General features: G+C 65.9%; 19 protein-coding genes and 3 pseudogenes. 14 read left to right on the plus strand and 8 right to left on the minus strand.

Going from position 1 to position 23,462, the window contains the following annotated elements; all coding sequences use genetic code 11:
- Positions 1 to 485: 485 nt before the first annotated feature.
- A protein-coding gene (locus tag ACZ41I_RS15990) for an IS5 family transposase (protein WP_468514379.1) occupies positions 486 to 1,303 on the minus strand; the annotation gives its coding sequence in 2 pieces (ribosomal slippage) (positions 486 to 955 and positions 955 to 1,303; 819 coding nt in all).
- A 69-nt stretch (positions 1,304 to 1,372) separates the two neighbouring features.
- On the opposite strand from ACZ41I_RS15990, the gene ACZ41I_RS15995 reads away from it, so the two are divergent.
- The 8 genes and pseudogenes from ACZ41I_RS15995 to ACZ41I_RS16030 all read left to right on the plus strand — a co-directional run bounded on the left by ACZ41I_RS15995 (position 1,373) and on the right by ACZ41I_RS16030 (position 10,177).
- A complete protein-coding gene (locus ACZ41I_RS15995) occupies positions 1,373 to 1,849 on the plus strand; it encodes a hypothetical protein (protein WP_468514380.1) in 477 nt (158 codons plus the stop codon).
- A pseudogene (locus ACZ41I_RS16000) lies at positions 1,846 to 3,110 on the plus strand (UvrD-helicase domain-containing protein); the annotation flags it as partial. The gene ACZ41I_RS15995 and the pseudogene ACZ41I_RS16000, both read left to right, overlap by 4 nt.
- A 531-nt stretch (positions 3,111 to 3,641) precedes the next feature.
- A complete protein-coding gene (locus ACZ41I_RS16005) occupies positions 3,642 to 4,007 on the plus strand; it encodes a hypothetical protein (RefSeq protein WP_468514381.1) in 366 nt (121 codons plus the stop codon).
- Positions 3,997 to 8,301 (plus strand): DUF6531 domain-containing protein, encoded by a 4,305-nt coding sequence (locus tag ACZ41I_RS16010; RefSeq protein WP_468514382.1) that lies wholly within the window; start codon positions 3,997 to 3,999, stop codon positions 8,299 to 8,301. Before ACZ41I_RS16005 ends, ACZ41I_RS16010 begins: the two co-directional genes overlap by 11 nt.
- Entirely contained in the window at positions 8,301 to 8,513 is a 213-nt protein-coding gene (locus tag ACZ41I_RS16015; protein ID WP_468514383.1) for a hypothetical protein, read from the plus strand. The genes ACZ41I_RS16010 and ACZ41I_RS16015 overlap by 1 nt, the downstream gene beginning before the upstream one ends.
- 300 nt (positions 8,514 to 8,813) lie before the next feature.
- A complete protein-coding gene (locus ACZ41I_RS16020) occupies positions 8,814 to 9,440 on the plus strand; it encodes an HNH endonuclease family protein (RefSeq protein WP_468514421.1) in 627 nt (208 codons plus the stop codon).
- 166 nt (positions 9,441 to 9,606) lie between these two features.
- Complete coding sequence (locus ACZ41I_RS16025; RefSeq protein ID WP_468514384.1) at positions 9,607 to 9,795, plus strand: hypothetical protein; 189 nt, start codon at positions 9,607 to 9,609, stop codon at positions 9,793 to 9,795.
- A 178-nt stretch (positions 9,796 to 9,973) separates the two neighbouring features.
- Positions 9,974 to 10,177 (plus strand): DUF6417 family protein, encoded by a 204-nt coding sequence (locus tag ACZ41I_RS16030; protein WP_468514385.1) that lies wholly within the window; start codon positions 9,974 to 9,976, stop codon positions 10,175 to 10,177.
- A gap of 90 nt (positions 10,178 to 10,267) precedes the next feature.
- Here ACZ41I_RS16030 and ACZ41I_RS16035 read toward each other — a convergent pair whose 3' ends face one another.
- From ACZ41I_RS16035 to ACZ41I_RS16045, 3 genes are all read right to left on the minus strand, one after another.
- Positions 10,268 to 11,125, minus strand: a complete 858-nt coding sequence (locus ACZ41I_RS16035; RefSeq protein ID WP_468514386.1) for a hypothetical protein — start codon at positions 11,123 to 11,125, stop codon at positions 10,268 to 10,270.
- Between the two features lie 347 nt (positions 11,126 to 11,472).
- Entirely contained in the window at positions 11,473 to 11,715 is a 243-nt protein-coding gene (locus tag ACZ41I_RS16040; protein WP_468514387.1) for a DUF3761 domain-containing protein, read from the minus strand.
- 191 nt (positions 11,716 to 11,906) lie between these two features.
- A complete protein-coding gene (locus ACZ41I_RS16045; protein WP_468514388.1) occupies positions 11,907 to 12,101 on the minus strand; it encodes a hypothetical protein in 195 nt (64 codons plus the stop codon).
- Positions 12,102 to 13,025: 924 nt separating this feature from the next.
- Between ACZ41I_RS16045 and ACZ41I_RS16050 the strand changes: the two genes are divergently transcribed.
- From ACZ41I_RS16050 to ACZ41I_RS16065, 4 genes are all read left to right on the plus strand, one after another.
- The gene (locus ACZ41I_RS16050) at positions 13,026 to 13,250 is read left to right on the plus strand and encodes a hypothetical protein (protein WP_468514389.1); all 225 of its coding nucleotides are present in this window, start codon (positions 13,026 to 13,028) and stop codon (positions 13,248 to 13,250) included.
- Between the two features lie 1,133 nt (positions 13,251 to 14,383).
- Positions 14,384 to 17,002 carry a hypothetical protein gene (locus tag ACZ41I_RS16055; protein WP_468514390.1) on the plus strand — a complete coding sequence of 873 codons (2,619 nt, stop codon included), beginning with the start codon at positions 14,384 to 14,386 and terminating at the stop codon, positions 17,000 to 17,002.
- Between the two features lie 606 nt (positions 17,003 to 17,608).
- Positions 17,609 to 18,412: an SGNH/GDSL hydrolase family protein gene (locus ACZ41I_RS16060; RefSeq protein ID WP_468514422.1), complete on the plus strand. Its 804-nt coding sequence runs from the start codon at positions 17,609 to 17,611 to the stop codon at positions 18,410 to 18,412.
- Between the two features lie 122 nt (positions 18,413 to 18,534).
- Positions 18,535 to 19,236 carry a hypothetical protein gene (locus ACZ41I_RS16065; RefSeq protein ID WP_468514391.1) on the plus strand — a complete coding sequence of 234 codons (702 nt, stop codon included), beginning with the start codon at positions 18,535 to 18,537 and terminating at the stop codon, positions 19,234 to 19,236.
- Positions 19,237 to 19,364: 128 nt separating this feature from the next.
- On the opposite strand, the pseudogene ACZ41I_RS16070 reads toward ACZ41I_RS16065, so the two are convergent.
- Positions 19,365 to 19,598 (minus strand): annotated as a pseudogene (locus ACZ41I_RS16070) (transposase); the annotation flags it as partial.
- Positions 19,599 to 20,014: 416 nt separating this feature from the next.
- Here ACZ41I_RS16070 and ACZ41I_RS16075 point away from each other — a divergent pair.
- Positions 20,015 to 20,359: a CU044_2847 family protein gene (locus tag ACZ41I_RS16075; protein ID WP_468514392.1), complete on the plus strand. Its 345-nt coding sequence runs from the start codon at positions 20,015 to 20,017 to the stop codon at positions 20,357 to 20,359.
- 4 nt (positions 20,360 to 20,363) lie between these two features.
- A pseudogene (locus tag ACZ41I_RS16080) lies at positions 20,364 to 22,115 on the plus strand (nSTAND1 domain-containing NTPase).
- On the opposite strand, the gene ACZ41I_RS16085 reads toward ACZ41I_RS16080, so the two are convergent.
- The 3 genes from ACZ41I_RS16085 to ACZ41I_RS16095 form a co-directional block, all read right to left on the minus strand.
- Positions 22,033 to 22,428, minus strand: a complete 396-nt coding sequence (locus ACZ41I_RS16085; RefSeq protein ID WP_468514393.1) for a hypothetical protein — start codon at positions 22,426 to 22,428, stop codon at positions 22,033 to 22,035. The pseudogene ACZ41I_RS16080 and the gene ACZ41I_RS16085 overlap by 83 nt on opposite strands.
- Before the next feature lie 54 nt (positions 22,429 to 22,482).
- Positions 22,483 to 22,839: a hypothetical protein gene (locus tag ACZ41I_RS16090; protein WP_468514394.1), complete on the minus strand. Its 357-nt coding sequence runs from the start codon at positions 22,837 to 22,839 to the stop codon at positions 22,483 to 22,485.
- Positions 22,840 to 23,112: 273 nt separating this feature from the next.
- Positions 23,113 to 23,304, minus strand: a complete 192-nt coding sequence (locus tag ACZ41I_RS16095) for a hypothetical protein (protein WP_468514395.1) — start codon at positions 23,302 to 23,304, stop codon at positions 23,113 to 23,115.
- Between the last annotated feature and the right edge of the window lie 158 nt (positions 23,305 to 23,462).

Genomic DNA, 23,462 nt, shown 5'->3' on the forward strand with positions numbered 1-23,462 from the left:
AGCCAGGCACGCAAGACGTTGAAGGGCGCGTACCGCCAGGGAGAAAGCTCCCAGTGATGCCGAGCGCCCCCTCCTGCAGTCGTCCACGGCGTGCGAAATTCGAAGGCCCGCACTCGGGGAGCGATTCCGAGAAGCCTGGAGGGCTGCCGATGCGTCTTCGTCATGTTATCTGAGGACGGACGGCGGCGGGCAGTCCCCGGTGGACCTGCTCGTTTTCAGGGACGTCAACTACGGAGGCACGTGCCTCTACATCCCCAAAGGGTGGACGCTGAACCGTCTCACCCTGATTCCCGCGGTCAACCAGGGATACCGCTACTACATCACTATGGATAACGACATCTCGTCGTTCAAGATCTCCAAGGACACCCTCACGCCTCCTCCCGGGTGTTTCACCTTCCGGCCGTAGGAGCCGCGACCACCCGGACTCCGCGCACACCCCGCACCAGCCCAGGCATGGCGATCCGGGCGCCTGTTTAGACCGTGTCCTATGTGGTGAGGCGGATGAGTCGCTTGTAGCAGCACAGGGCTGCGGCAAGTCCGAGAAAGGCCAGGTAGTTACGGGGATGGCGCTCGTAGCGGGGGCTGAGTCTGCGGTAGCCGGACAGCCAGGAGATGGTACGTTCGATCACCCACCGGCGTCGCCCTAAGCGTTCGCTGGACTCGGTTCCCTTGCGTGCGATGCGGACGCCGATGTGCTTGCCCCATAGCCATTTCCGCAGGTGAGGGATGTCGTAGGCCTTGTCGGCGTGAAGCCGCTTGGGTTTGAAGTGACGGCCTCGATGCGGGTCGTGTTGCGTTTGGATACCCGCGATCATGGGCGTCAGGCCTTCGCTGTCGTGGACGTTGGCGGCCGAGACACCGACGACCAGGGGTAGTCCGTTCGCGTCCGACAGGACGTGCATCTTGGAACCCGGCTTGCCCCGGTCCACGGGGCTCGGACCTGTGTGTTCGCCCCTTTTTTAGCGCGCACATGAGCCGAGTTGAGGACCACACGGGAGACGTCGACAAGGCCCGCATCGTCGAGTTGGTGCAGGACCGCTTCGTGTAGACGGCCCCAGACGCCGGCTCGCGACCAGGTCATGAACCGGCGGTGCGCGGTCGACTTCGATATCCCGAAGCACGGCGGTAAGGCCCGCCATGCGCAGCCGCTGAGCAGCACGTAGATAATCGCTGCGAACAGCGTCTCATCAGGTGTGTTCTGCTTACCGCCGCCCTGCGGCCGCACCCGGTCCTCCGGAATCAACGGCTTGGCGATCTCCCACAAGCCGTCCGGAACAATCCAACTCCACGTTCCCCGCCCCATACGCAGCCCAACGACCAACCGCCATGTAGGACACGGTCTAAGCCGCACCAGACCCGCCGACGGTGACCGATGCCACACCACGCCCTAGAGATCACCCGCACCCGCGCCCTGGGCCAGGCCGAAATCGACACAGCGCGCTGCAGGATGCCGGTGGCCACCAACCATGACGCCACCCGCTTGATGGCACTCGTAAAAGCCGACACCCCCGATCAAGCAGCCCGCCGACTACGCCGACGACTCAGCGACCGGTTGCCCATCGATGTGATAACCACCCACTACCCCGACGCCCAACACAAGGTGATCCTCAACGTCGTCCTCCCACCCGCGGCTCAGGCCATCCTCACGACCGCAGCCCGGCGCGAAGGCCTGATCCCCGAGCGCTTCATGGAACACGCGGTGCGCGTGGCCCTGGCCGACTATGCCGAGCAGGAGATCGACCACCTCGGCCGCACCATCCACCAGCTACTCGCCCATGCCGGCCCCGCACATCTGCTCATCGCCGTCGGGCACGCCCTTACCCAACTCTCCAAGGAACCCCTTCCGTGAAGCCCACCGACGAACAGACCGCCGCTGTGGACGCCTTCCGTGCGGGCGACCACCTTGCCCTGCAAGCCGGAGCTGGGACCGGCAACACCACCCTGCTGGAAATGCTCGCCCGCTCAACCCCGCGACGCGGCCGCTACCTCGCCTACAACCGAGCCATCGCCCAGGACGCTACCGCCCGCTTCCCACCCACCGTCCAGTGCAAGACCGCCCACGCACTCGCCTACGCCGCCGTCGGTCACCGCTACACGAGCCGCCTGAACGCCCCCTGTCGGCCCGCCTGGCACACCGGACATGCCCTCGGCCTGACCAAAGCCATCCGCATCGGCGAACGCGATATCTCCCAACGTGCCCTGTCCAACGCACTCGTCCGCACTGTGAGTCGCTTCTGTCACACCGCCGACGACGTGATCACCCGCCACCACGTACCGAAACTACGCGGCCTGGAAGACACAGACCTGCACCGCGAACTCGCCACTCACATCGTCCCCATCGCTCACAAGGCCTGGGCGGACCTGCAAAACCCCGTCGAGGGCTGCGTCCGCTTCGATCACGACCACTACCTGAAGATCTGGGCCCTCACCCGGCCGAAACTCGGCGCTGACTACCTGCTTCTGGACGAAGCCCAGGACACCAACCCGGTCGTGGAACAGGTCTTCCTCGCCCAACGCGACCACACCCAGCTTGTCATGGACGGCGACTCCGCCCCAGGCCATCTACCAATGGCGCGGAGCCAAGGACGTCATGACCGGCTTCCACGGCGCCAGGCTGACCCTGTCGCAGTCCTTCCGCTTCGGCCCCTACCTCGCTGAGGAAGCCAACCGCTGGCTCCACCTGGCCGACGCCCCCCATCCGACTCACAGGCACCCCCAACGTGTCCACTGAAATCGGCCCCGTCACCAGTCCCGACGCTGTGCTGTGCCGCACCAATGTCGGGGCCATGGCCCAGGTCATGACGTTCATGAACGTCGGACTTCGCGTCGCTCTGGCTGGGGGAGGAGACGGCCTGCGTGCCCTGGCGCAGGCAGCCCGTGACCTCAAAGAGGGCCGATACACCCATCATCCCGAGCTGATCCTCTTCCCCTGCTGGGGCGACCTGCAGGACTACGCTGCCCACGACCCAGCTGGACGTGACCTGCAGCCGCTGGTAAACCTCGTCGACGCCCACGGCACCGACGCCATCCTCGCAGCCGTCGCCCAGCTCGTCCCCGAGTCACACGCCCAGATCACCATCTCCACCGCCCACAAGGCCAAAGGACGCGAATGCGCTCCCCGACCCGGGTCACGTCGCTGGTTCGGTGGAACGGTGGGTGGGCGCGGTGCGCTGGATCGCCCAGAGCGTTGCTCTTCGCGACCGGGTCCAGGAAGACGGGGCCGGGAGATGGGCGAGTAACTGGCTGAGGAATAGCGAGTATCGACGGCCGTCCCGAGGAATTGGACGACGATGCCTCGTTACGGTGGGAGCAGCTGCCGTATGTCCCTGAGTGCGCTGTTCGCGTCTGTCATGCTCTCGGGTGCCTTCGGTTACCGGACGGCAGCGGCGGGATCCCTCGCTGATGTCCCTGAGGGTTGACGCGCTGGCGCCGGTGAAGTGGTTCCAGCGGTTCAACTGGCCGTCGATCGGCCAGAAGTCGTTGCCTGGCAGAACGGTGGTCCGTTCGGCGCGATCCGACCGGCGTGTAGGCACCGCTTCAGGCCATATCCAGCGAACATAGCGTCTGCATTACCTCGACATGGGGCCTGCTTGACCTGGTCATCCTAGGGTCGGAAGCCGCGACTGAAACGGGGTTCATAGATGGGTGACGGCAAGGTCCCCGGCAAGGTGCTGGACATCAAGACTGCCGACATCAAGGCGGCAGCACCCACCTTCCATCAAGGGGCCATGGATCTGAGCAAGGCGCTGACGACCCTCATCACGACTCTGGACGGCCTCGGGGAACCGTGGGGGCATGACGAGCAGGGCAACCAGTTCGGCAGCATCTACAAGCCGCACCAGAAGTCGATCGAGAGCGCGGCGGGCATCCTGGTGCTCGGTCTGACGAGCATTAACGAGGCCATGGTCGATATGTCGGACGGGCATGTGGACCACGACGAGCTCGTCGCGGGCATGTTCACCAAAGTGAAGACGAACAAGCAGAGCGACGGTGCCGGTGAGCGTTGAGGACAAAGCCCGCCACATCCTTCTCAAGATGGGCCTGTGGTGGCCGGAGGCCGACCCCGACAAGCTGCGCGACGCGGCCAAAGCATGGCGTGCGTTCGCCGACTCCGTGGACGACGTCCGCTCCCCGGTTCACCGCAGCGCATCCTCGATCATCCACAACAATACGGGCGAGTCGATCGAGGCGTTCCACAAGTTCTGGGACCGCTACGCCAAGGGCCAGGACGGCGGCTGGCTAAGCGACCTCGCGAAGTCCTCGCGGGAGATGGCCAACCTGCTCGACAAGTTCGCCGACGGCATCGATGACGCGATCGACAAGCTCTGGACGCGGATAGGCATCGACGCGGTCGTGATCGCGGGCGGCATCACGCTGGCCGTGCTCACCGCGGGCATCGCCTCCGGCGCGGCCGCAGCAGCGGCGGAAGCGGTCATCGAGTTCGGCGCCACAGTAGGCGTCGGGGTCTCCGCCTTGGTGGCCGATGCCATCGGAGGTGCTTTTGCCGGCGTCGCGTTCGGCGGGGTCGAGTCGGTCACCGTCGACCTCGCGGTGGCCCAGCCGCTGCAGATGATGACCGGTCTGCAGCACGGCTTCAACCTGGACGAGGTCAACCAGGCCGCCAAGGACGGCATGATCTTCGGTGGAGCCCTGGGCGCGGGCGGCGATCTGCTGAAGGCGAGCATGGAAGGCGGCCTCGCCGACACCACCCCCCTGCTGCTGCGCCCGCCGTCACTGCGCCCCAACCTGGTCGAGTTGGGCCCGGCAGCGCGCAACGCCAAGGACATCCCGTGCGTGGGCGAGCCGATCGACGTGGCGACCGGCGCCATGCTGATGACGCAGACAGACCTCACCCTGCCGGCTGCGCTCCCCTTCGGATTCACCCGCACACACCTCTCCTCGTATCGGGGTGGCGTCTGCTTCGGCCCGACCTGGATCTCCACCCTGGACGAGTGCCTCCAGATCGACGGCGAGGGTGTCGTCTTCGCCGCGGCCGACGGCATGCGTCTGGTGTACCCGGTGCCGGAACCGGGCGTTCCCACGATGCCGGTGAAGGGCGCGCGCTGGCCGCTGGAGTGGGACGGAAAGCCGGACGGCGCGATGACGGTCACCGACCCGTCGACGGGCGTGACCCGGACCTTCGCCGCCCCCGTACCCTCACCCTCCTTTGGCGTGTTCCACCTGTCTGTGGATTCCTGGAGCGACCGCAACGGCAACCGCATCGACGTCGAGCGCAACGATGAGGGCATCCCCTTCGGTATCCGCCACTCGGGTGGCTACTACGTCGCCGTCGACACCCAGGGTCCCCGCATCACAGCCCTGCGCTTGCTGGACGAGCCGCCGTCCCCCTACCGCCCGGGCACCGCGCCCGATGAGGGCACGGTCGTCATGCGCTACGGCTACGACGCATCCGGCAACCTCACCGAGGTCATCAACTCCAGCGGCGAGCCCCTGCGCTTCACCTACGACTCCGAGGGCCGCGTCACCCGCTGGGCCGACCGCAACGGCACCTGGTTTTCCTACGTCTACGACGAGAGCGGCCGGGTGGTCCGCACCGAGGGCATCGACGGCATCCTCTCCGGCACCCTGGTCTATGACGACACCGCCCGCACCACGACATACACCGACTCCCAAGGTCATGTGTCAGTCCACCGGTACAACGCCGAGGGGCTGGTGGTGGAGGAGAGGGACCCGCTGGGCCACGTCACGTACACCGAGTGGGATGAATTCGGAGCCCGACCGGTCGCCGTGACGGACCCACTGGGACACACCACGCGGTATACCTACGGCGACTCGGGCAATCTCACCGGCCTCACCCTCGCCGACGGCTCGCTGGCCCAGGCTTCCTACAACGCGCTCGGCCTGCCCACCGAGGTTATCGAGCCGGGAGGCGCGACCTGGCACCACATGTACGATGAGCGGGGCAACCTGGTCAGGACCGTGGATCCGACCGGCGCCGAGACGCGGTACACGAACGACGAGGCGGGCCGCCCAACCGCCATCACCAATGCCCTCGGCCATACCCGTACGGTGGTCTACGACGCGGCTGGTCTGCCAATCTCCCTAACAGATGAACTGGGTCACACGACAACAATCCGCCGCAATGCGTTCGGGCGGGTGATTGAGGTAGCCGATCCTCTGGGCCACACCACGCGCCTGGGGTGGACGACGGAGGGCAAGCCGTCCTGGCGTGAGCAGCCCAGCGGCGGCCGCGAGTCGTGGACCTGGGATGCCGAGGGCAACCTGCTCAGCTACACAGATGCGGCCGGCAACACGACCCACCACACGGCGACTCATTTCGACGTCCCCGCCACCCGGACTGACCCGGACGGCGCGCACTACGCCTTCTCGTATGACACGGAATTGCGCCTGACAGGAGTCACCAACCCGCAGGGCCGGACTTGGTCGTACACCTACGATGACGCCGGCCGTCTCGTGGCCGAGACGGACTTCAATGGTCGTACGCTGACGTATACGCACGACGCGGCAGGCCAACTGATCTCGCGTACTAATGGAGCCCAGGAGACGTTGAGCTTCGCCCGGGACGCAGCGGGCCGCGTCGTGGAGCAGCGCACCGCCACCGGTGAGACGACGACATTCGAGTACGGACCGGACGGACTGCTTGCCCGGGCGGCCAACCGAGACGCCGAGGTGATCCTCGCCAGGGACGCTCTCGGGCGCACTCTCAGCGAAACCGTCGACGACCGCGTCATGGCCTACGCCTACGATCCCTTGGGCCGCTGCGTCCGCCGCGAGACCCCCTCCGGACTGGTCTCGCAGTGGACGTACGACGCCGCAGGGCGGCCCTTGGAGCTTCGTTCGGATGCGGGAACCCTCGCCTTCACCCATGATGCCGCCGGACACGAGACAGAGCGCCGTCTCGGCCCCGACGTCCTACTGACCCAAAGATGGGACGCTGCGGGCCGCCTGACCCTCCAGTCCCTCACCGCAGGTTCCGACGATGCGCAGAACCTGCTTCAGCACCGCGTCTACGCCTACCGCAGCGACGGCTATCTGACGGAGATCCGCGAGCTCACCGCCGGCACCCGCCGCTTCGACCTGGACGCGACGGGCCGCGTCACGGGCGTACGCGCCCACGGCTGGACCGAGACATACGCCTACGATCAAGTCGGCAATCTGGTGCAAAAAACGGCACCCGGCCACGACTGCGCCGACGAGCGTGACTTCGACGGCACCCTCGTCCACCGCGCGGGAAGCAACACCTACCAGCACGACGCCCAGGGACGCCTGGTCCGCAAAACCCGCAAGCTGCTCAACGGACAGACCCGGACCTGGACGTACGTCTGGACTACCGAAGACCGCCTCGTCGAGGTCACTACGCCAGACGGCGAACGATGGAAGTACACGTACGACCCACTCGGGCGCCGCTTGTGTAAGTACCGCCTGACAGAAAACCAAACGAAGGCCGACCGCACCGACTTCTCCTGGGACGACACCAGGCTGGCCGAACAGACTGGCCCGGACGGCAAGGTGACCACCTGGAACTACGAGCCCGGAACCCACCGACCGATTGCCCAGACCGATCACCGATCAGCCGCCGGACGCAACGCCTCATTCCTCGCCCGGCTGGCAGAGGAGTCGACACCCGGCAACGCGGCCGTGTTCCAAGTAATCATGACAGATGCCGTCGGCACGCCCACCGAGCTGGTCACCGCCGAGGGCGAGACGACGTGGCAGAGCCGGACCACTCTGTGGGGCACCGCCCTCACCGGCCCGGCCGACAACTCCGCCGCCGACTGCCCCCTGCGGTTCCCGGGCCAATACGCCGACGCCGAAACCGGCCTGCACTACAACTACTTCCGCTACTACGACCCCGAGATAGCCTGCTACCTCAGCCAGGACCCCCTGGGCCTAAAGCCGGCCCCCAACCCCTCAGCGTACATCCGCCATCCCGGCACCTGGTCCGACCCACTGGGCCTGTACGGCTGTGAATTGAAGGACCTCGGGGACGGCTGGTACCGCTCGCCCGAAGGACTGGACTACGGTCCGGGCTCAGCCGAGGGCCACCGCATCACTCACGTCATGCAGCACACCCGTGAGAACCCTGCGAAGCCCGCTCACGGAGTTTTCGACACGGGCAACCAGGGCGTGCTGGAGACGGTCGACGAGGCATGGAGCCGGCGCGCCATGGCGGTGTCGGTCAACCAACAGGGCGACCGCACCACCTACATCATCCCGATGGCCCGGCAGGTGGGTTACAACCCTGGAGAGGAATATATTTCGATCACCGTCGAACGCGGCAACGAAGTGATCACGGCCTTCCCGAGGAGCTGGAACTGATGAACAAGGTCGCCTGCGCGCACTGCGGCCAGGACTGGGTTCGCTGTTACGAGCGCAAGGACACGGGTCAGAGGTTCTTCCTCTGCCCCGAGTGCGAGTCCGTCTGGGACCTCGAGGACGACCTACACGAGGACACAGACATGTATCTGAGCGAGTACCTTCTGACCGGGGATCCTGTAAAGGACTGGGAAATCATCACTCCGTGCCGCTGAGAAGGTCGAACGACACCACACTCCTCGACGTGCCATGGCCAACCGTGCACGAGGTCGTTGGGGGCGGGTGCCGGGAGCGCGATTTCCAGTACCAGCCGAGTGATCACATCAACGGTGCCCCTCCGCGGCGGACCGGTGATCGGACTTATCCCTTGATCGGGTAGAGCCCTTCCGGGTTTCGCGGCGGGGCATCGACAGGTGCCGGTACGAAGATCACGAAGTGTTGGTGACCTCCGAGAGGACCCCTGTCTCGGGCGCTGCGCCCGGACTGCTGCAGCCGCCACTGTCTTCGCCGCGTTCCTGATCCCAACGACCGCCGCGCATGCAGCCCCAGCTGCCGCAGCATCCTGGGATACCGTCACCGCTCCCGTTCGCGATCTCCTGGCTCAGCTCCCGGTGCGCGCCGAGGACCGCACCGGTTATGAGCGCACGAAGTTCCAGCACTGGATCGATGCGGACAAGGACGGCTGCAATACCCGCGCGGAGGTGCTGAAGGCCGAGGCCGTGATCGCGCCGGTGCAGGGGCCGAAGTGCACGCTGAGCGAGGGTGAGTGGTATTCGCCCTACGACGACCGGTACATCGACGGTCCCAAGGGTCTGGACATCGACCACCTGGTCCCGCTGGCCGAGGCCTGGGACTCGGGCGCGTATGCGTGGACGGCGAGGGAGCGGGAGGCCTACGCCAATGACCTGGGTGACGACCGGGCGCTGATCGCGGTCTCGGCCGCATCGAACCGGTCCAAGGCCGACCAGGACCCGTCCACGTGGCTGCTGCCGGCCGAGGGCTACCGCTGCACGTACGTCACCGACTGGGTGGCGGACAAGACCCGCTGGGGCCTGAGCATCGACGCCGCGGAACAGGCCGCGCTCGCGGACGTGCACGACAGTTACCCAGACGTTCCCATAACGGTCACCCTGGCCCGCTGACGTCCCGCCTGGCCGCTCCTGTCCCAGTATCCGGCGCAGCCGGGTGCGCGCCCGCTCTGCGTGGACCACACGGGCTGGTGATGTTTCCAGCGTTCGGCCACGGACCTGGTGGGCGGCTCCTACTGTCGTCTGCGGCGTTCAGCGGCACGAGGGGCGGGGAGAGTAGATGCGTGGCGGGAAGGGCTTGCTCGTCGAGGCGCTGCGGGTCCTGCGCGACCACCAGGAGGCGGCTGAGCACGGCTGGGTGCTGCTCGGCATGCTGCGCCCTGACCACCACCAGGCGGTGGAGACGGCGGCCGGGAAGGGCCTGGTCGAGCTGGCCGACCGGGAGATGCGCGCGGAGTTGTCCGTGTAAGAGGGCGGCCCCGTTGTGTGGGCGGCCCGGCTCGCCGCGCCTGGCCAGGACGTCCTGACCTACACCGAGGCCAGCCCCGCTCCCGACTCCCGGCCCGACGGGCCGGCAGACGGCGAGCAGCCGGTCGAACTGCGGCGTTCGGAGATGGACGCACTGCGACATCCACCTCGGTGCGCGATTGCGTCGGCCGCCGGCCGACGGCCTGGCGGAGCGGGTGCGTACGGCGCGCCAGCTCGGCAACCTGTGGGTGGTGCACCTGAACGAGGAGCAGATCGAGTCGGTGGCCTATGCCTTCTACCTGCGCTCGGTGGGCGGTTCGGCCGCGGAGGCCAACCGGTTCGGCCGTGAGTACGGCGTTACCTTCCGCCCGGCCGGCAGATAGCCAGCCTGCGGCCGAGCACGGTCCGGTATTGCCGGGCCACGGCGCCGTGTACATACCGCGATACCCGCACCAACCGCTATCAGGGATGGCTCAGGTCGGCGTACCGCCGTTGGGAGCATCATTTCCGTCGCCCTTGCCCTGACTCCCTCCAGTGACTATGGCTTCAACAAGCGTGCTCAGCACCTCGGTCCGACGTTCGTCACTCAACCCGGCGTCGGCGATGAGGCGTTCCGCAGCCAAGTAGCGGGAGAATTCAAGAGGTTGATCGAAGTAGGCACGCAGGCGTGCTGCGGATGCCTCCTGTGAACGGATGAAGGTGCGACTCACGTAGCCGGCCAGACCCGCAGCCACAGTCCCCAACCCGCCAGCGACCACGCTTCCTGCTGTCGTGCTGGCTTGCAAGGCAACGAGCACGCATCCGACCAGCAGCACGAATCCAAGGGCCATGGCTAGCTGAGCGTTACGAAAGGAACGAGACGCTTGGCCCAGAGCGATCTCGTGGTACAGATCCAGTCGTCTGTGCGTCACGGCCCACAGCTCGGACAAGGTCAGTCTCGCACTACCACGCAGGGCACGGGCAGCGTGGGTGATCGCATCGTCAAGAGCAGGCTGACCGCTGGGGAATGGCTCAGTCCGTTGCCCGGGTGACCTTTCATCCGGCTGCGGTATCCCGAGATCCTCGTGAGCGATCAGCGTTCCGCCAGCCGCTACCTGTGAAGGTGGCCTGAGAGCACGCTCCAGCCCATGCTCCGCTTCTCGCACCCGCGCTCGTCCCTCTGAGACGCGGTGGTCCTCGGCACTCGTCGCCGCCAGCGCGAGCGCCGTCAGCAATAGGGCGACCAAGAGAGCCGCAAGAAGTCCCAGAAACTTCGTAGCGGTGTGCTCGCTTACAACACCTGTCAGCCAAAGTAATGAGAGGACGGCGCCGAGCCCGATGGTGATCGCCACGGACGTGGCGCATCCGATAGACAGCGGCCCACGGCGCTGTGCTTCGCGGGACGTTTCGTGAGGGCTCTGCTGATGGGGGGCGGGTGTATCATCCATGAGTAGCGATCATGCCCATGGCTGGATCAGCCGTCTACGGATTCTGTGGTGTGGGACGACAACGGTGACACCGCGACCCTGCGCAACGATCACTGCCGCTTTGTCGACGCCGTCTCCTGGGGCAGCGACCGTGACCACGGTGGCGGGCACGGGCACTGACTCGACGGCAGGTGGCGCAGGCTCATAGCCGGGCGGCAGCGCGGAGGTCGCCTTCTCCGGGTGTGGAGGAGGCGACCTGCGGTGTTAGCGGTCTACTTGAACCAGTAGCGGACGCCGTGGTGGTGGGAGCAGGTGCCCTGCGAGTGCCGCGAGTAAGACAGTGAGGCGTCTACGCACTTCGTGGTCTCGTACTTGTCCTTGGGCTTTTGGTGGTGCGTCCAGCCACGTACTCCAGTGGTATGCGAGATGCAGTGGTGAGCGGTGTTGGTCGACGGCAGTGTCGCCGCGGACGCGGCCGGTGCGCTGAAGAAGACACCGGCTACGGCGACAGCCACCGCTGAGACGGCAAGGCGAGTACGCAAAGGATCCCCCCTTTGAGTTCGAGCAAGTGCGGGGAGCTCTATACGGGTTTCAGCAGCTACATGCTGTTTTGGAATCTTGGATGCAGCGGTGGGCTGCGGAGCGGATACGATGCCCGCCGGAGCTGTTGCAACTCGTCTCCTCGCAGCGCACGGCGGGCCGAACGTCAGGCGTCGTGCGAGGGCACACGGGCTGCGAGTTCAGCGGCGAAGTGGCGAGCCTGGGCACCCCAGTCGTGGTCTACCGTGCCGAAGTACTGCAAGACGTCCAGCAGCTGGTGCGCCTCCGCGAGTGTTAACAGAGGCAGGCGCGGCTCGTACAACTCCGCCATACCGAATGCGGAATCAAGAAGTTCGTCCATGCAGGGCGCAACGCACCACCAGACGCGCCGGCTACACCCGCCGGCCAGCCCCTGACCAGGGATTTACCCCCTTCGCGTCCCGCACCACTGTGCTCGCTGTCCGCCTGGAGCCGTGAGGTGTGGGTGAAGACGGCGTGGGGGTGTTGTTGCATCAGGTCCACGCGCGTAGCGGGCCGTAGGACGACTGCGGTTGTGTCGTATGGCCCGCAAGGGTACGCACCGCACGGTAGTGGGGTGTGTTACAGCAATTTTCCCTCATCCGGCGTGGCAAGCGGTGCGCGCCTTTCCGCCATGCTCTGCGCGCACCCTGTACGTTCCGCTTCCGCTGCAGATCGTATGCGGAGCACTGTCTCCTCCTGGTTCCGCTTGCTTGTTGGCAGGGACCGTCTCCTCGCCATTTCGAGTCCAACGCTCTTGTGGCTGCTGCTGCCTGTGGGCATAGGGTGACGACCTGCTCCCGGTCAGTTGGGGAACTGCCTGCCCGCAACGTTCGGGCGGGACGGGAGCGGACGACCAACACACTCAGCGCAACGGGGACCACACACGCACTGCTCCAACAGGCTGGTCTCCTTGTGCCTTCAACATGGGGGAACTTCGCCATGCGTAAATGGCTGCCTGCTCTTGCCCTGACCACAGCTTTCGTCTCTTCGGTTCTGGCAGCTCCGCAGGCCTTAGCCCAGGACTCGAAGCCGGTTCCCGAGAAGGTGCCCGGCACCAGCGTCAAGTTTTCACCGAGCGCGGCGCGTGATCCGCAGACGCGTGCTCTCGCGGCGGCCGATCCTGCGGCGGTGCAAGCCGGCGGCGCGTTGTGTCGGAGCGGATACGAGCTGACTTTGGCACAGCGCCTTCCGGACTCACCGCCGGTTCGGAACCCTCTTCGCGTACGACAAGTTTGGGCCGGGCGCAGGGAACGGGGCATGCGCCGTGTTCGACAACAACCTCGGGGTCAAGAAGCACATGAAGCTGAAGGTGTGCGCCGGCGGCCACCGGGTCACATGCAAGGCCGATGATGGCTGGTTCCTTGACTACGCGGGTCCGGTCAAGATCGAGGGCGACTTCGATCCCGGCTGCGCCGTGGTGAACGCCCTGATGTGGGAAGGCGATGTTGCGATCATCGACCGGCAGCAGGACGTCAGTGGCTGCGACTGACCGTCACCCATCCCTCTCCGTCCCGGAGGTGCACTTCATGCCCGTACGTACGCCAGTGTCCCGTCGGCTCCTCGTTCTGCTCGTCGCTGCTGGAGCGATGACCGCTGCGTGCGGGCACGAACCGGCGAGCCATGGCCCGGACACCTCAGCCGTCCGGCCCTCATCGCCGGTTACCGCCAAGCCTTCGGCCGCTGCCACGCCAAGCCCTGACAGGGTGGAGGCGGCCAGGCAGAAGGCGGAAAGAGAGCGCAGGCAGGCGGCCCCGCCCGGGGTGACCATCACGCCATCCCCGGTGACAGGTATCGCCAAGGGCAGTGAGCACTTCGGAACTCCGGTCATCCGACAAGGAGACCTGACCGTGTACACGGCTAGGCGGGACGGAGATGCGCTGACGGTCCCTGTCGAGGTGGTCAACAGCGGTACCAAGCGTGCTTTCTATCGATTCCGCCTTCGGATTACAGGGCCGGGAGGTTTCGACGCAACGGCCAGCGAATCGGCGGATGTCGTCGGCCTGTATCCGGGGACCTCGTGGCCGGCTGAGCTGACGGTAAGGGATCCCGGTCACATGCCTCCCGCGCATCCGCACATCACCATCGAGAGCATCGAGCGGAACGAACATAAGGCCTAGAGGAATCCCCCCTCGGCTCCCCTCTCAGCCACCATCCTGGCGTCCTGTTCGCGCGAGCTGTTTGGCGAGCCGGTCCGGGGCCGGACCTGCCGTCCGGCTGCCATACGGGACGCACACGCTGATGTGCGCCTACGCCCATTGAGCTGGCACCAATGGCGCCGCTCGGGGGAGTCGCCCGCCAAAATTCGGCGACTCCCCGCGGCCAAGGTCGGCTGATTCACCGGCTCTGGCATGGACGCACACGTGGCCATCGCTGCCACGCTCCCCGGGCCAAGCGGACCCGGCTGGAGAAGCCCGGGTCCGCCGTCCGCGCCGTTGCCGCTCTCATCGTCGGCCAACTCTCTTCACACTCGCGCCCACCCTCCGGTCCTCTCGCCGGGGGTGGGCGGCCGAGCCCTGCCCCGACCAAGCAGGGGATCCTCTCAACCAGAAACGGGGAAGCTCTCTCTTGAGACGCAGAAAAAGAGCGCACCTGCCTATAGCTGCCCTGGCAGCCTGCGCGGCCTTGACCGGCGGCCTGCTGCAGGCAGCACCCGCTGCTGCCGCACCGACGCCCAGCCCCGGCCACGGCAACAACGCACAGGCCACGCCGGTCCCTCCCGGCCGCGTGACGGATCCGGACAGAAAGCTCGGCAGGGACTGGCAGAACAGTTCCGACCGTGTGGTCACCGCCGCCGCCGACGCGGACGGCTTGCGTATCCTCGTCGCCGACAGCGACAAGGCGTACGCGTGGAAGACCGCCGCTGTCCTGGCCGAGCCGGGCCTGCCGGCAGACTCCTGGATCGGCAACCAGTGCCTGATGGACCACACGCACGCGGCTGTCGTCTACGCGCCGCGCAGTTTCACGAACAAGCCGGTTCTGATGCAGGGCGGCGCCTTCGCCGCCATCGTCAACCTGACGACCGGCAAGGTGACGAAGCTGTCCTTCACAGCGTCGCTGGCCTCATTCGATCCGTCCTGCAACACGATCACGCACCAAGCCGCCTTCACCGGCTTCAGGGACATGAACGACGCCGCGCGCACCCGGACCCGTGTGATCACCGTGGACGTGTCCGGGAAGACCACGGGCACGGTGGCTGCCAAGGGTGAGCTAACGAGCGCCGTTCCGGTGCGGGACGGCACGGTCGCCGCGCTCGGCAGCCGCCTGGTCCACCTCGACCACTCGGGCAGCGTGACGAACCTTGCGGACGCGGACAGCACCCCGTTCGACATCCGGCCCTCCGCCGACGGCAGGATCGCCTTCATCGACCGCAAGGGCGACTCAACGGCGCAGGCCAAGCTGTTCACCGGCAGTGCCAAGCCGAAGCGCATCGCCTCGGCCAAGCTCGGCGACCTCGACCTCATGCAGGGAGAGGCGGGCAGGGTCTTCCTCACCGGCCACCCCAAGGAATCCACCGCCACCACGGGAACTGGCGTCACCCGCCTCAACGCCCCGGCCGGCACCGATGTATCCTCACACGGCCGTCTCGCGATCGAGCCGGTGCTCACTCCTGGTGTGCGCGCCGGTCTGACGCACATCAAGGGTGCGGGCAAGGGCTTCGCAAAGACCGGGGAACCCACCTCGCGTACGGCGACGCCCGCTGACGACGGCGAAAAGGCCGTGACGGTCACCAGCACCGCCACCGCCACGGGTGCCGAGCTGACTCAGAGCGTGTACAGCGACGCCTCCGATGGCTCGGGGAACAATCCTTCCCCGGTCCTCGTCACGGCCGGCGCGGCACACCGGCCGAAGGGCACCGGCTCGAAGGCGGGCCTAACGGTGAGTCCTCCGACCGACGACGATCGTTGGTGCGCGGTTTCCCGTAATGACCTCAAGGTACAGGCGCTGCAGCCGACTTCGAACCAGGTCGAGTGGGCAGTCGACATGGCCGTGCGCGGCGACCTGAGCGCCAGCTACATCACTCAGGGCGGCTACCGTGACCAGGCTGGCCTCGGCACCGTCGACCCACAGGCTCTGTTCCCCTTGCCGAAACTGACGGGTGGCGGCCGGATCCCGGTGAACGTGCTCCTCGGCATCATGGCCCAGGAGTCCAACTTGTGGCAGGCCGAAGGCGGGTCGATCCCGGGACAGATGGGCAACCCCCTGGCCGCTGTCGACGGCTACTACGGCCACAAGGCCGACCTTAACAACCCATCCGCCTACTGGCAGATCAACTGGGACAAGTCCGACTGCGGCTACGGCGTCGGCCAGGTGACCGACGGCATGCGCCTGGCCGGTCACGAGAAGCCGGGCGAGACCAGCCTGACACCGGCCCTGCAGAAACTCGTCGCGATCGACTACGCGACGAACGTCGCCGCCTCCCTGAAGATCCTCGCCGACAAGTGGAACGAGGTCCATCAGAACGGCCAGAAGATCACCGTCAACAACGATGATCCGTCGAAGGTGGAGAACTGGTTCACCGCCGTGTGGAACTACAACCTCGGCTTCAACCCTCCGTCGGATGCCGGGAACCACTCGGGGCACTGGGGCCTGGGCTGGTACAACAACCCGGCCAACCCGATCTATGCCAAGGGCTGGGGCCATCCGTTCATGAACACCGACGTGGACGGGCCGGAGGCAAATAAGGACGCGGCTCATCCGCAGGACTGGCCCTACGAGTTGAAGGTGATGGGCTGGGCCGCCTGGTCCATCGACACCGGCTACTCCTACGCGACCTCCGGGCGGCAGGACTGGCCCGGAGAGTCCGGCTTCTCCTCCGCCGGCTTCCGCCCCGCCTACTGGAACGGAACGGCCGCGCCCGCCACAGAGCAAGGCAGCGCGAAATACAACCGGGCGCGCGTCGCCGGAGCCCGACGTGTTCTGCAACTCCAAGAACAACTGCAACACCAGCACGCCGCCGAAGTGCCCGGACGCCGAGTGCTACGCACAGTACTGGTGGAACCAGCCCAATACGGCCTGGAAGCCCGACTGTGCCACTACGTGCGGCTTCGAGAACATCAAGTACCAGAGCCTAGTGAAGGAACCGGGACGCGGCACTCGGCTCCAGACCGGTACGCCGGTGTGCTCCCCCGCCCCGGCCGGATCCAAGGTCGTCGCCTCGGTGCCGGACGGAACACCGTCCTGGAGCGACCAGCGCGACTGCGCGACGATCCACTCCGCGGGGAAATTCCAGTTCTCGTTTAACCCGGGTACCAAAGGCCGGTACGAAGCGAAGGCCGACCTGCACTCGGTGGGCGGCGGGTACGGCGGCCACTATTGGTACACCCACACCCGCAACGCCGACCACTTCGGCGATGACGGCGGCTACATGACCATCAACGGCACTTGGACCCTCGGCCAGAGCCTCAACTGGGCGCGTGTCCTGGTCCACCTTCCCGACACCGGTGCACAGACCAGGCAGGCTGCCTACACGATCAACGGTTCTGACACGAGCAGCCGTACGCGGATCGTGGAGCAGCGAGCCGGCCGATGGGTCAGCCTCGGCGTCTTCCACTTCACCGGAACCCCGTCCGTGACGTTGACCAACACCACCGCCGACGGGACCGGCGACGAGGATGTTGCCTGGGGCGCGGTCGCTTTCCAGGGCCTACCCGGTAAACCGAACCACACGGTCGTCGCGATGGGCGACTCCTCTCCAGTGGTGAGGGAGCCTCCGAGGGCAACAGGGACTACTACCCGGAGACGAACTGGCGCAACAAGGTCAGCGGAGACCGCGACGGCTGCCACCGTTCCACCTACGCGTGGTCCCGGCAGGCAAAGCTCCCCGGCGAACAGCTTTCCATCGGCGAGCTGGACGACCACTGGAGCGCGCGGATGGACTACCACCTCATCGCCTGCTCCGGATCCCGCACCTACAACGTGATCGCTCCGGCCGACCCCAAAGACAGGAGATACGACAACACCGGAGAGTTGCCGCAGATCAAGCAGGGATACCTGGACCAGAACACCGACCTGGTCACCATCTCCATCGGCGGCAACGACTCCCGGTTCGCCTACGTGATCAGCCAGTGCATGGCGCCAGGGAATCCGTGCCAGACGAAGAAGTTCGACAACGTCGAAGGCAAGGGCGTACCTGACGGCCCCTACCAGGGCAAGCCGCTCGCGGAAGCCGTCCCGGACCTCATCAGCGATGTCGTCGCACCCAGCATCCAGAAAACGATCGAGGCAATCAACCACGATGCCCCGCATGCCCGGATCGTCCTCATGGGTTACCCGCCGCTGCTGTCCAACGACGCCTCCTGCCTCAACAAGATCCCTCTCGTCGGGATCTCACCGGAGGAATCGGAGTGGCTCAACGGCGTGGCCGACTACCTGGCACAGACGATGTTCGAGACCGCTGACCTCGTCAGGAAGCACGGAGTGGACGTTGGCTATGCCAACCCGCAGGCGTTCTTCCACGGCAAGGCCGTCTGCGGTGACCCCGAAAGCATTCACCCCATTGTCACCGATCTGACAGACAGCGACGAACCGAAGATCGACTGGCCGTTCTTCCAGTTCAGTATCTCTGCGCAGTCGTTCCATCCGAAGATCGCCGGGGCGCGACTGTACGCGGACACCCTGGAGGCCGCGCTGGGCGCCTGGCCTAAAAAGTAAACCAGCCAGACCGTGTGGGGAAGCCCAACAGGGCTTCCCCACAAGCCTTTTGAGTACACATGCTCATGCTGTCGGCCGTACGTGGGCTGCATGCTGGGGGCAGACGGGAGGAGGCCACGTTCATGAAGCGGGTCAAGCAGGTCAAGACAGCGGCATTGATGCTTCTGGCGCTGGCGGTGTCCGCGTGCTCGGCAGAGGACCGGGCTGTACCGGAGAAGACTGTCCGCAAACTTGCCGGCAGCCCGGAAGCGATCAACGCCAGGCAGAAGTCGGAAGCCAGGCTCAGAGAAGTGGTTCAGGCGTACGTCGAGCACACGCCCTTGAAGCTCGGCCTGGTCGTCGTCAGCGACAGCTGCTGGGGCGGAACAGCCAGGGGATGGCTGGAGACCAGGGACAGTGACCTGTACAAGATCAGCTGCGGTCTGAATGTCACCGCCTACTTCGGCGCCGACCCGAAACACATCGTGCCCGTCCTCGACGGGATCCTCACAGCCGGCGACCGGAACGTACCCGGTATTGATTTCAACCACGCAGCAGACGGAGCGCTCATCGACTACTACCGGAAGCCGTATGACAAACACAATCCTGAAATACCTTCGCGTGACGCCGTCACCCAGAGTCTGAAGTGGGATCCGATACGCGACCGTCAACGGAAACCCAACTTCATCAGCGAACCGACAGGCCCGTGCGAAAATGATCCACCGGTCAAACGGTGTCTGCGTGAACCGTCTTCCGCTGCGGTGGCCGCCATCCGCAAACAGTACGGCATGGTGTTCCAGCTCAACCTGGGCGCAAACTACTTCAAAATCATGAAGAAGCGCTAACCTCGATCTTGCATGAGGTCCGTCAGCGTGCTGACGGACCCTTTCTGCCTGTTCAAGGCGGGGATTTCTGTCACGTGGGCAGGCTGATGACCCGGCTGTCGCGCCGGATGGGCGCCGGGTTTCACGGCACCGGGGTTCGGCAGTGCGTACAGCCGGTTGAGGGCGCCTGTGATCACATGGGTCCACGGCCAGTGCGCCGCGACGCGGAGGATGCGGCGGCGTCCGATGGTGACGAGCTGGACCGCGGTGAAGAACAGTCGCAGCCGCAGACGGAGGGGCTCCCACAGCCGAGCTTTGCCGGTCCGGGCGAGAAGGGGCATCCAGGCAAGCAGGTCGAGGGCGATCTGGACGAGCTCCAGCCAGCACCAGCGGTCGGGGGGGCGACACGATCGACGTCACTGCGGTGGCGCCCGTGCCGATTGCGGGTGCTTGCCTGAGCCGATGCCGGCTGCGGCGCGGGCCTTGGAAGCCGAGGCGAGGGCGGGAGACAACTGGGCTTCGGCCACGGGTGGCGCTGGGGTGACCTGCCGACTGTCCGTGCGAGGAGGCCGGTGCCTGACGCCGTGCGAGGGGCCACCGGAGGCCCGGTACCTACGCAGGAGCGGCGCCTGCATCGCACTCCGTTCCAGCAGGACTTTGGGTAATTTCAGCGTCAACTTCTTTGCGGTGAAAGTGGCTCTTTTCTTCACGGTTTGCAATTGAGGGGCAAAGGGAGTGGAATGATGAAAAGGTCGGCTGTGGATTCTCTCTTTTGGATGCGCTGACGACTGGAGGAGTTTTGGCTCATCTGGCCCACGTTCTCCTGGAGGACGGTGGCTCCATCCTGGTCGAGGCCCCCGCCACCGGGGACGGTCCGGTCAAAGCGGGCCGGATCGGTGATGCAGTACATGAGTTGCCGGAGAGTCTGCAAGCGGCACTGACCTCGGTGACCCGGGCGTCGCGCGCTGCACTTGACCAGCTGCGCAAGGCGGGCCCTGATGAGGTCGTGGTGGAATTCGGTCTCGACCTCTCGGTCGAGGCCGGAGCTGTGATCACCAAGAGCGGTGCCAACAGTCATCTGAAGGTCACTATGACCTGGAGGAACGATCCCGGCCATGGCGTCGGGAGTGACTACCCGAGTTGATCCCATGGACCCTGACACCAGGGGCGAGGGCCGTGCCCCGTTCTCCGGACTGTGGAGCGCCGTGGCCCAGATCCTGGGATCCGACGATCAGGTCGCCGGGGCCGGTTTCTTGGTCGCCGAGGATCTAGTGCTCACCTGCGCACACGTGGTGGAGGCTGCCGGAGTCGGCCCCGGGAAGCGCATATCGCTGAGTTTCCCTCACGTGGACGGCGCTCGACGTGTCGAGGGCCTGGTCCTGGACGGCGGGTGGCGGGCGCCAGAAGATGAAGATGTCGCCGTGATCCGCCTGAGTGGTCCCTCGACCGGCGTGCAGCCTCTCCCCCTGGGCTCCGCAGGCGGCTGCCGAGGCCACCGGGTGCGCTCGTTCGGCTTCCCCGCCCAGGCGCCGGCGGGCGGGCACTTCGGCTACGGCACGGTCGGCGATCTGCTGCCTGCCGCCCAGGGCCGGGGCGGGCATCTCCAGCTGACCGGGGCCAACGACTTGACGACTGGCTTCAGCGGCAGTCCGGTTGTGGATGAGATCACCGACCTGGTGGTCGGCATGCTCACCGAGATCACCGCCCCCGACGCCTACGAGCGGGGACAGGGCATCGCCTACGTCACCCCGACGCGGACACTACGCGAGATCTGGCCCGAGCTGACCGTGCGGGACGTGTGTCCCTACCGAGGTCTGGAGCCGTTCACCGCCGAGCACGCCCAGTGGTACGAGGGCCGTAAGGACGCGGTGCGCCAAGTACTGACGAACCTCACGCAGCACCGCGTGACCCTGCTCCTTGGCCCCTCCGGCTCGGGCAAGTCCTCGCTCGTCCAGGCAGGTGTGCTGCCCCAGCTGGCAGCAGGCGCGCTCCCGGGCAGCGACAGGTGGCTGGCGGTCGTCACCCGTCCGCGACAGGACCTACTGGCCGAACTCGAACGTGCGGGACTGCCGGGGGCCGCCGACGAAGGAATCGCGCAGGCCGTCACCCACAAACTGGCGGCCGAACCCGCTGTGGAACGCATCGTCTTGGTCATCGACCAGTTCGAGGAACTCCTCACCCAGACCTCCACCAGCGGCGCCATGGAACGGCGCCTGGCCGCCACGGACCAGATCACCACCGCGGTCAAGTCGCACGCCAAGCTCAGCGTAATCCTCATCATGCGCGACGACTTCTACCCGCAGCAGGCGGCCCTCGCCCCCAAGCTGCTGGAAGCCGCGGTGCCCGGCCTCCTCAACAACCCCGCCACGCTGAACGAGCGCGACCTGTACGACATCATCACCCGGCCCGCCGAAAGGGCGGGCGCCTGCCTGGAACACGGACTGGCCGAACAGATCATCACCGACGTGCTGGCCATCACGCCGGATGTGGCCACCACCTGACGGGCACCGGTTACCGTGCTGCCGCTGCTGGAGCTGGCACTCAGCCAGCTGTGGCAGCGACGCGACGACGGATACCTCACCCACGACGCCTACCGGCGCATCGGCGGTGTCACCGGCAGCCTGACCACCTGGTGTGACACCGCTCTCGAGCGACTGCCCTCCGAGCAGCGGTCCATCGCACAGCGCATCCTGACCTCCCTGGTACGCCCTCCGCCGCCCCGCAGGCCGCCACCGACCGGTACGCCGGACCCTACGAGGGGAGCCCCAACGGACGGTGGACGCCGTACGGGGTGCGCGGAAGTATGGAGAGGAACCCTCAGGAGGGAGTGTTGTCGAGCACGGTTTGCAACTCGGACAGCGCCGGACACATCACAGCAGACTCTTCACCGCCCTGGTTAATGTCGATCTCATACCTCGGGCGGCCTGCCTCGTCAGTACTGACAGTGACGGCCATGAAGTCACCGCCTTCACTCTCCAGGATCCATGCCGGTTCATAGTCCCGCAGGGTGAACTGCCACCCCGGACGATTGGCAAGGACGGGAGCGAGCGCGCTCCACCATTCGACAACCGCGAGGACGGATTCTTCGTCCCAAGCGCCCTCGTACACGCCGATTAAGAGCGCTGCCCGGACTGCTTCCCCATATGAGAGCTGGACTTTGTCCGTCTCGATGGCGGCGGTGAGGAGTTTCTGCTTGATTGAGCTATCCATCATGGAGGGAACAATAGAGTCTGCAGGAGGCAGGGCTGGCCGCCCCAGCGCTTTCCGTCATTCTCCTTGTAGAAAACGACGCATACTTTGGTTTGGTCCGGCCACCATGTGTTCATGGGCCAGGGCATACGCGCCGTCGCTTTCCCCGCAGGGCGTGTGCTTTGGGTGGTACGCGATGTAGCCTTCAGGGTGCGCGTGTGGGGGTGAGAAAGTGAGGTAACCGTCCAGGCAGTAATGCATGGAGGGGGAACCTGCCCAGATGTACACGCGGTCGACGTGCAGCTTCTTTCCGTAGATGGCCAGCTCTACGTGGTCGTCAGTCTTGGAGGAATCTGCGTTGGCTTGGCCGGAAAATGCTACGGCCATGACTGCCGCTGCGGCGGTCACTGTCAGCGCCTTGCGGTAGTACTTCAATGCTCACCTTCCTTTGCAGGAGCCCAGTGGTCGGCTGGGTAGTGCAGGGGTGCAGCAAGCTGAAGTTCCCGTGTTGGTGAACGCAGGAGACCCTAGTAGTCGTACGCCGGGCTCTTCAAGTGAATTGAGGGACACTTGAGGCGGAATGATTGATTTCGTAAGTAATCTGCATTTATAAGTGCTGCGGTTCAACTAGAGCCTTTCGGGGAAAGGGAAGACCCCCCGTACCGGGAGGAACACGGAGCAGGGGATCGCTTGTGTGGGGCGGGGCGCTCAGAGCCTGACGAGGGTCAGCTCGACGCCTGGGTGGTCCTGGCTGATGCCGTGCGGCACCTGGCTGGCATCGTCGACGACCCCGTCGACATCGACGGCGCCCTGCACTTCGGCTGCCTGCTCAACCTGGCCAATGAAACCCGAGGGAGCACTGTGGTGGTGGCAGTACGCCGCCGGTGCCGGCAATGCCACCGCCGCCTACTGCCTCCACCTGTTCCACATGCGTAGTGGCGACCTTCGTGACGCCGACCACTGGATGCGCCAGGCCCTCGACCTCGACATCAACTTCGCCCGCCGCCCCAAGCACTGCCCACGCATCCCCTACACGCGCATCCTGCGCGAAGCCGTCA

It is taken from the genome of Streptomyces sp. NPDC030799 (genome assembly GCF_055572255.1).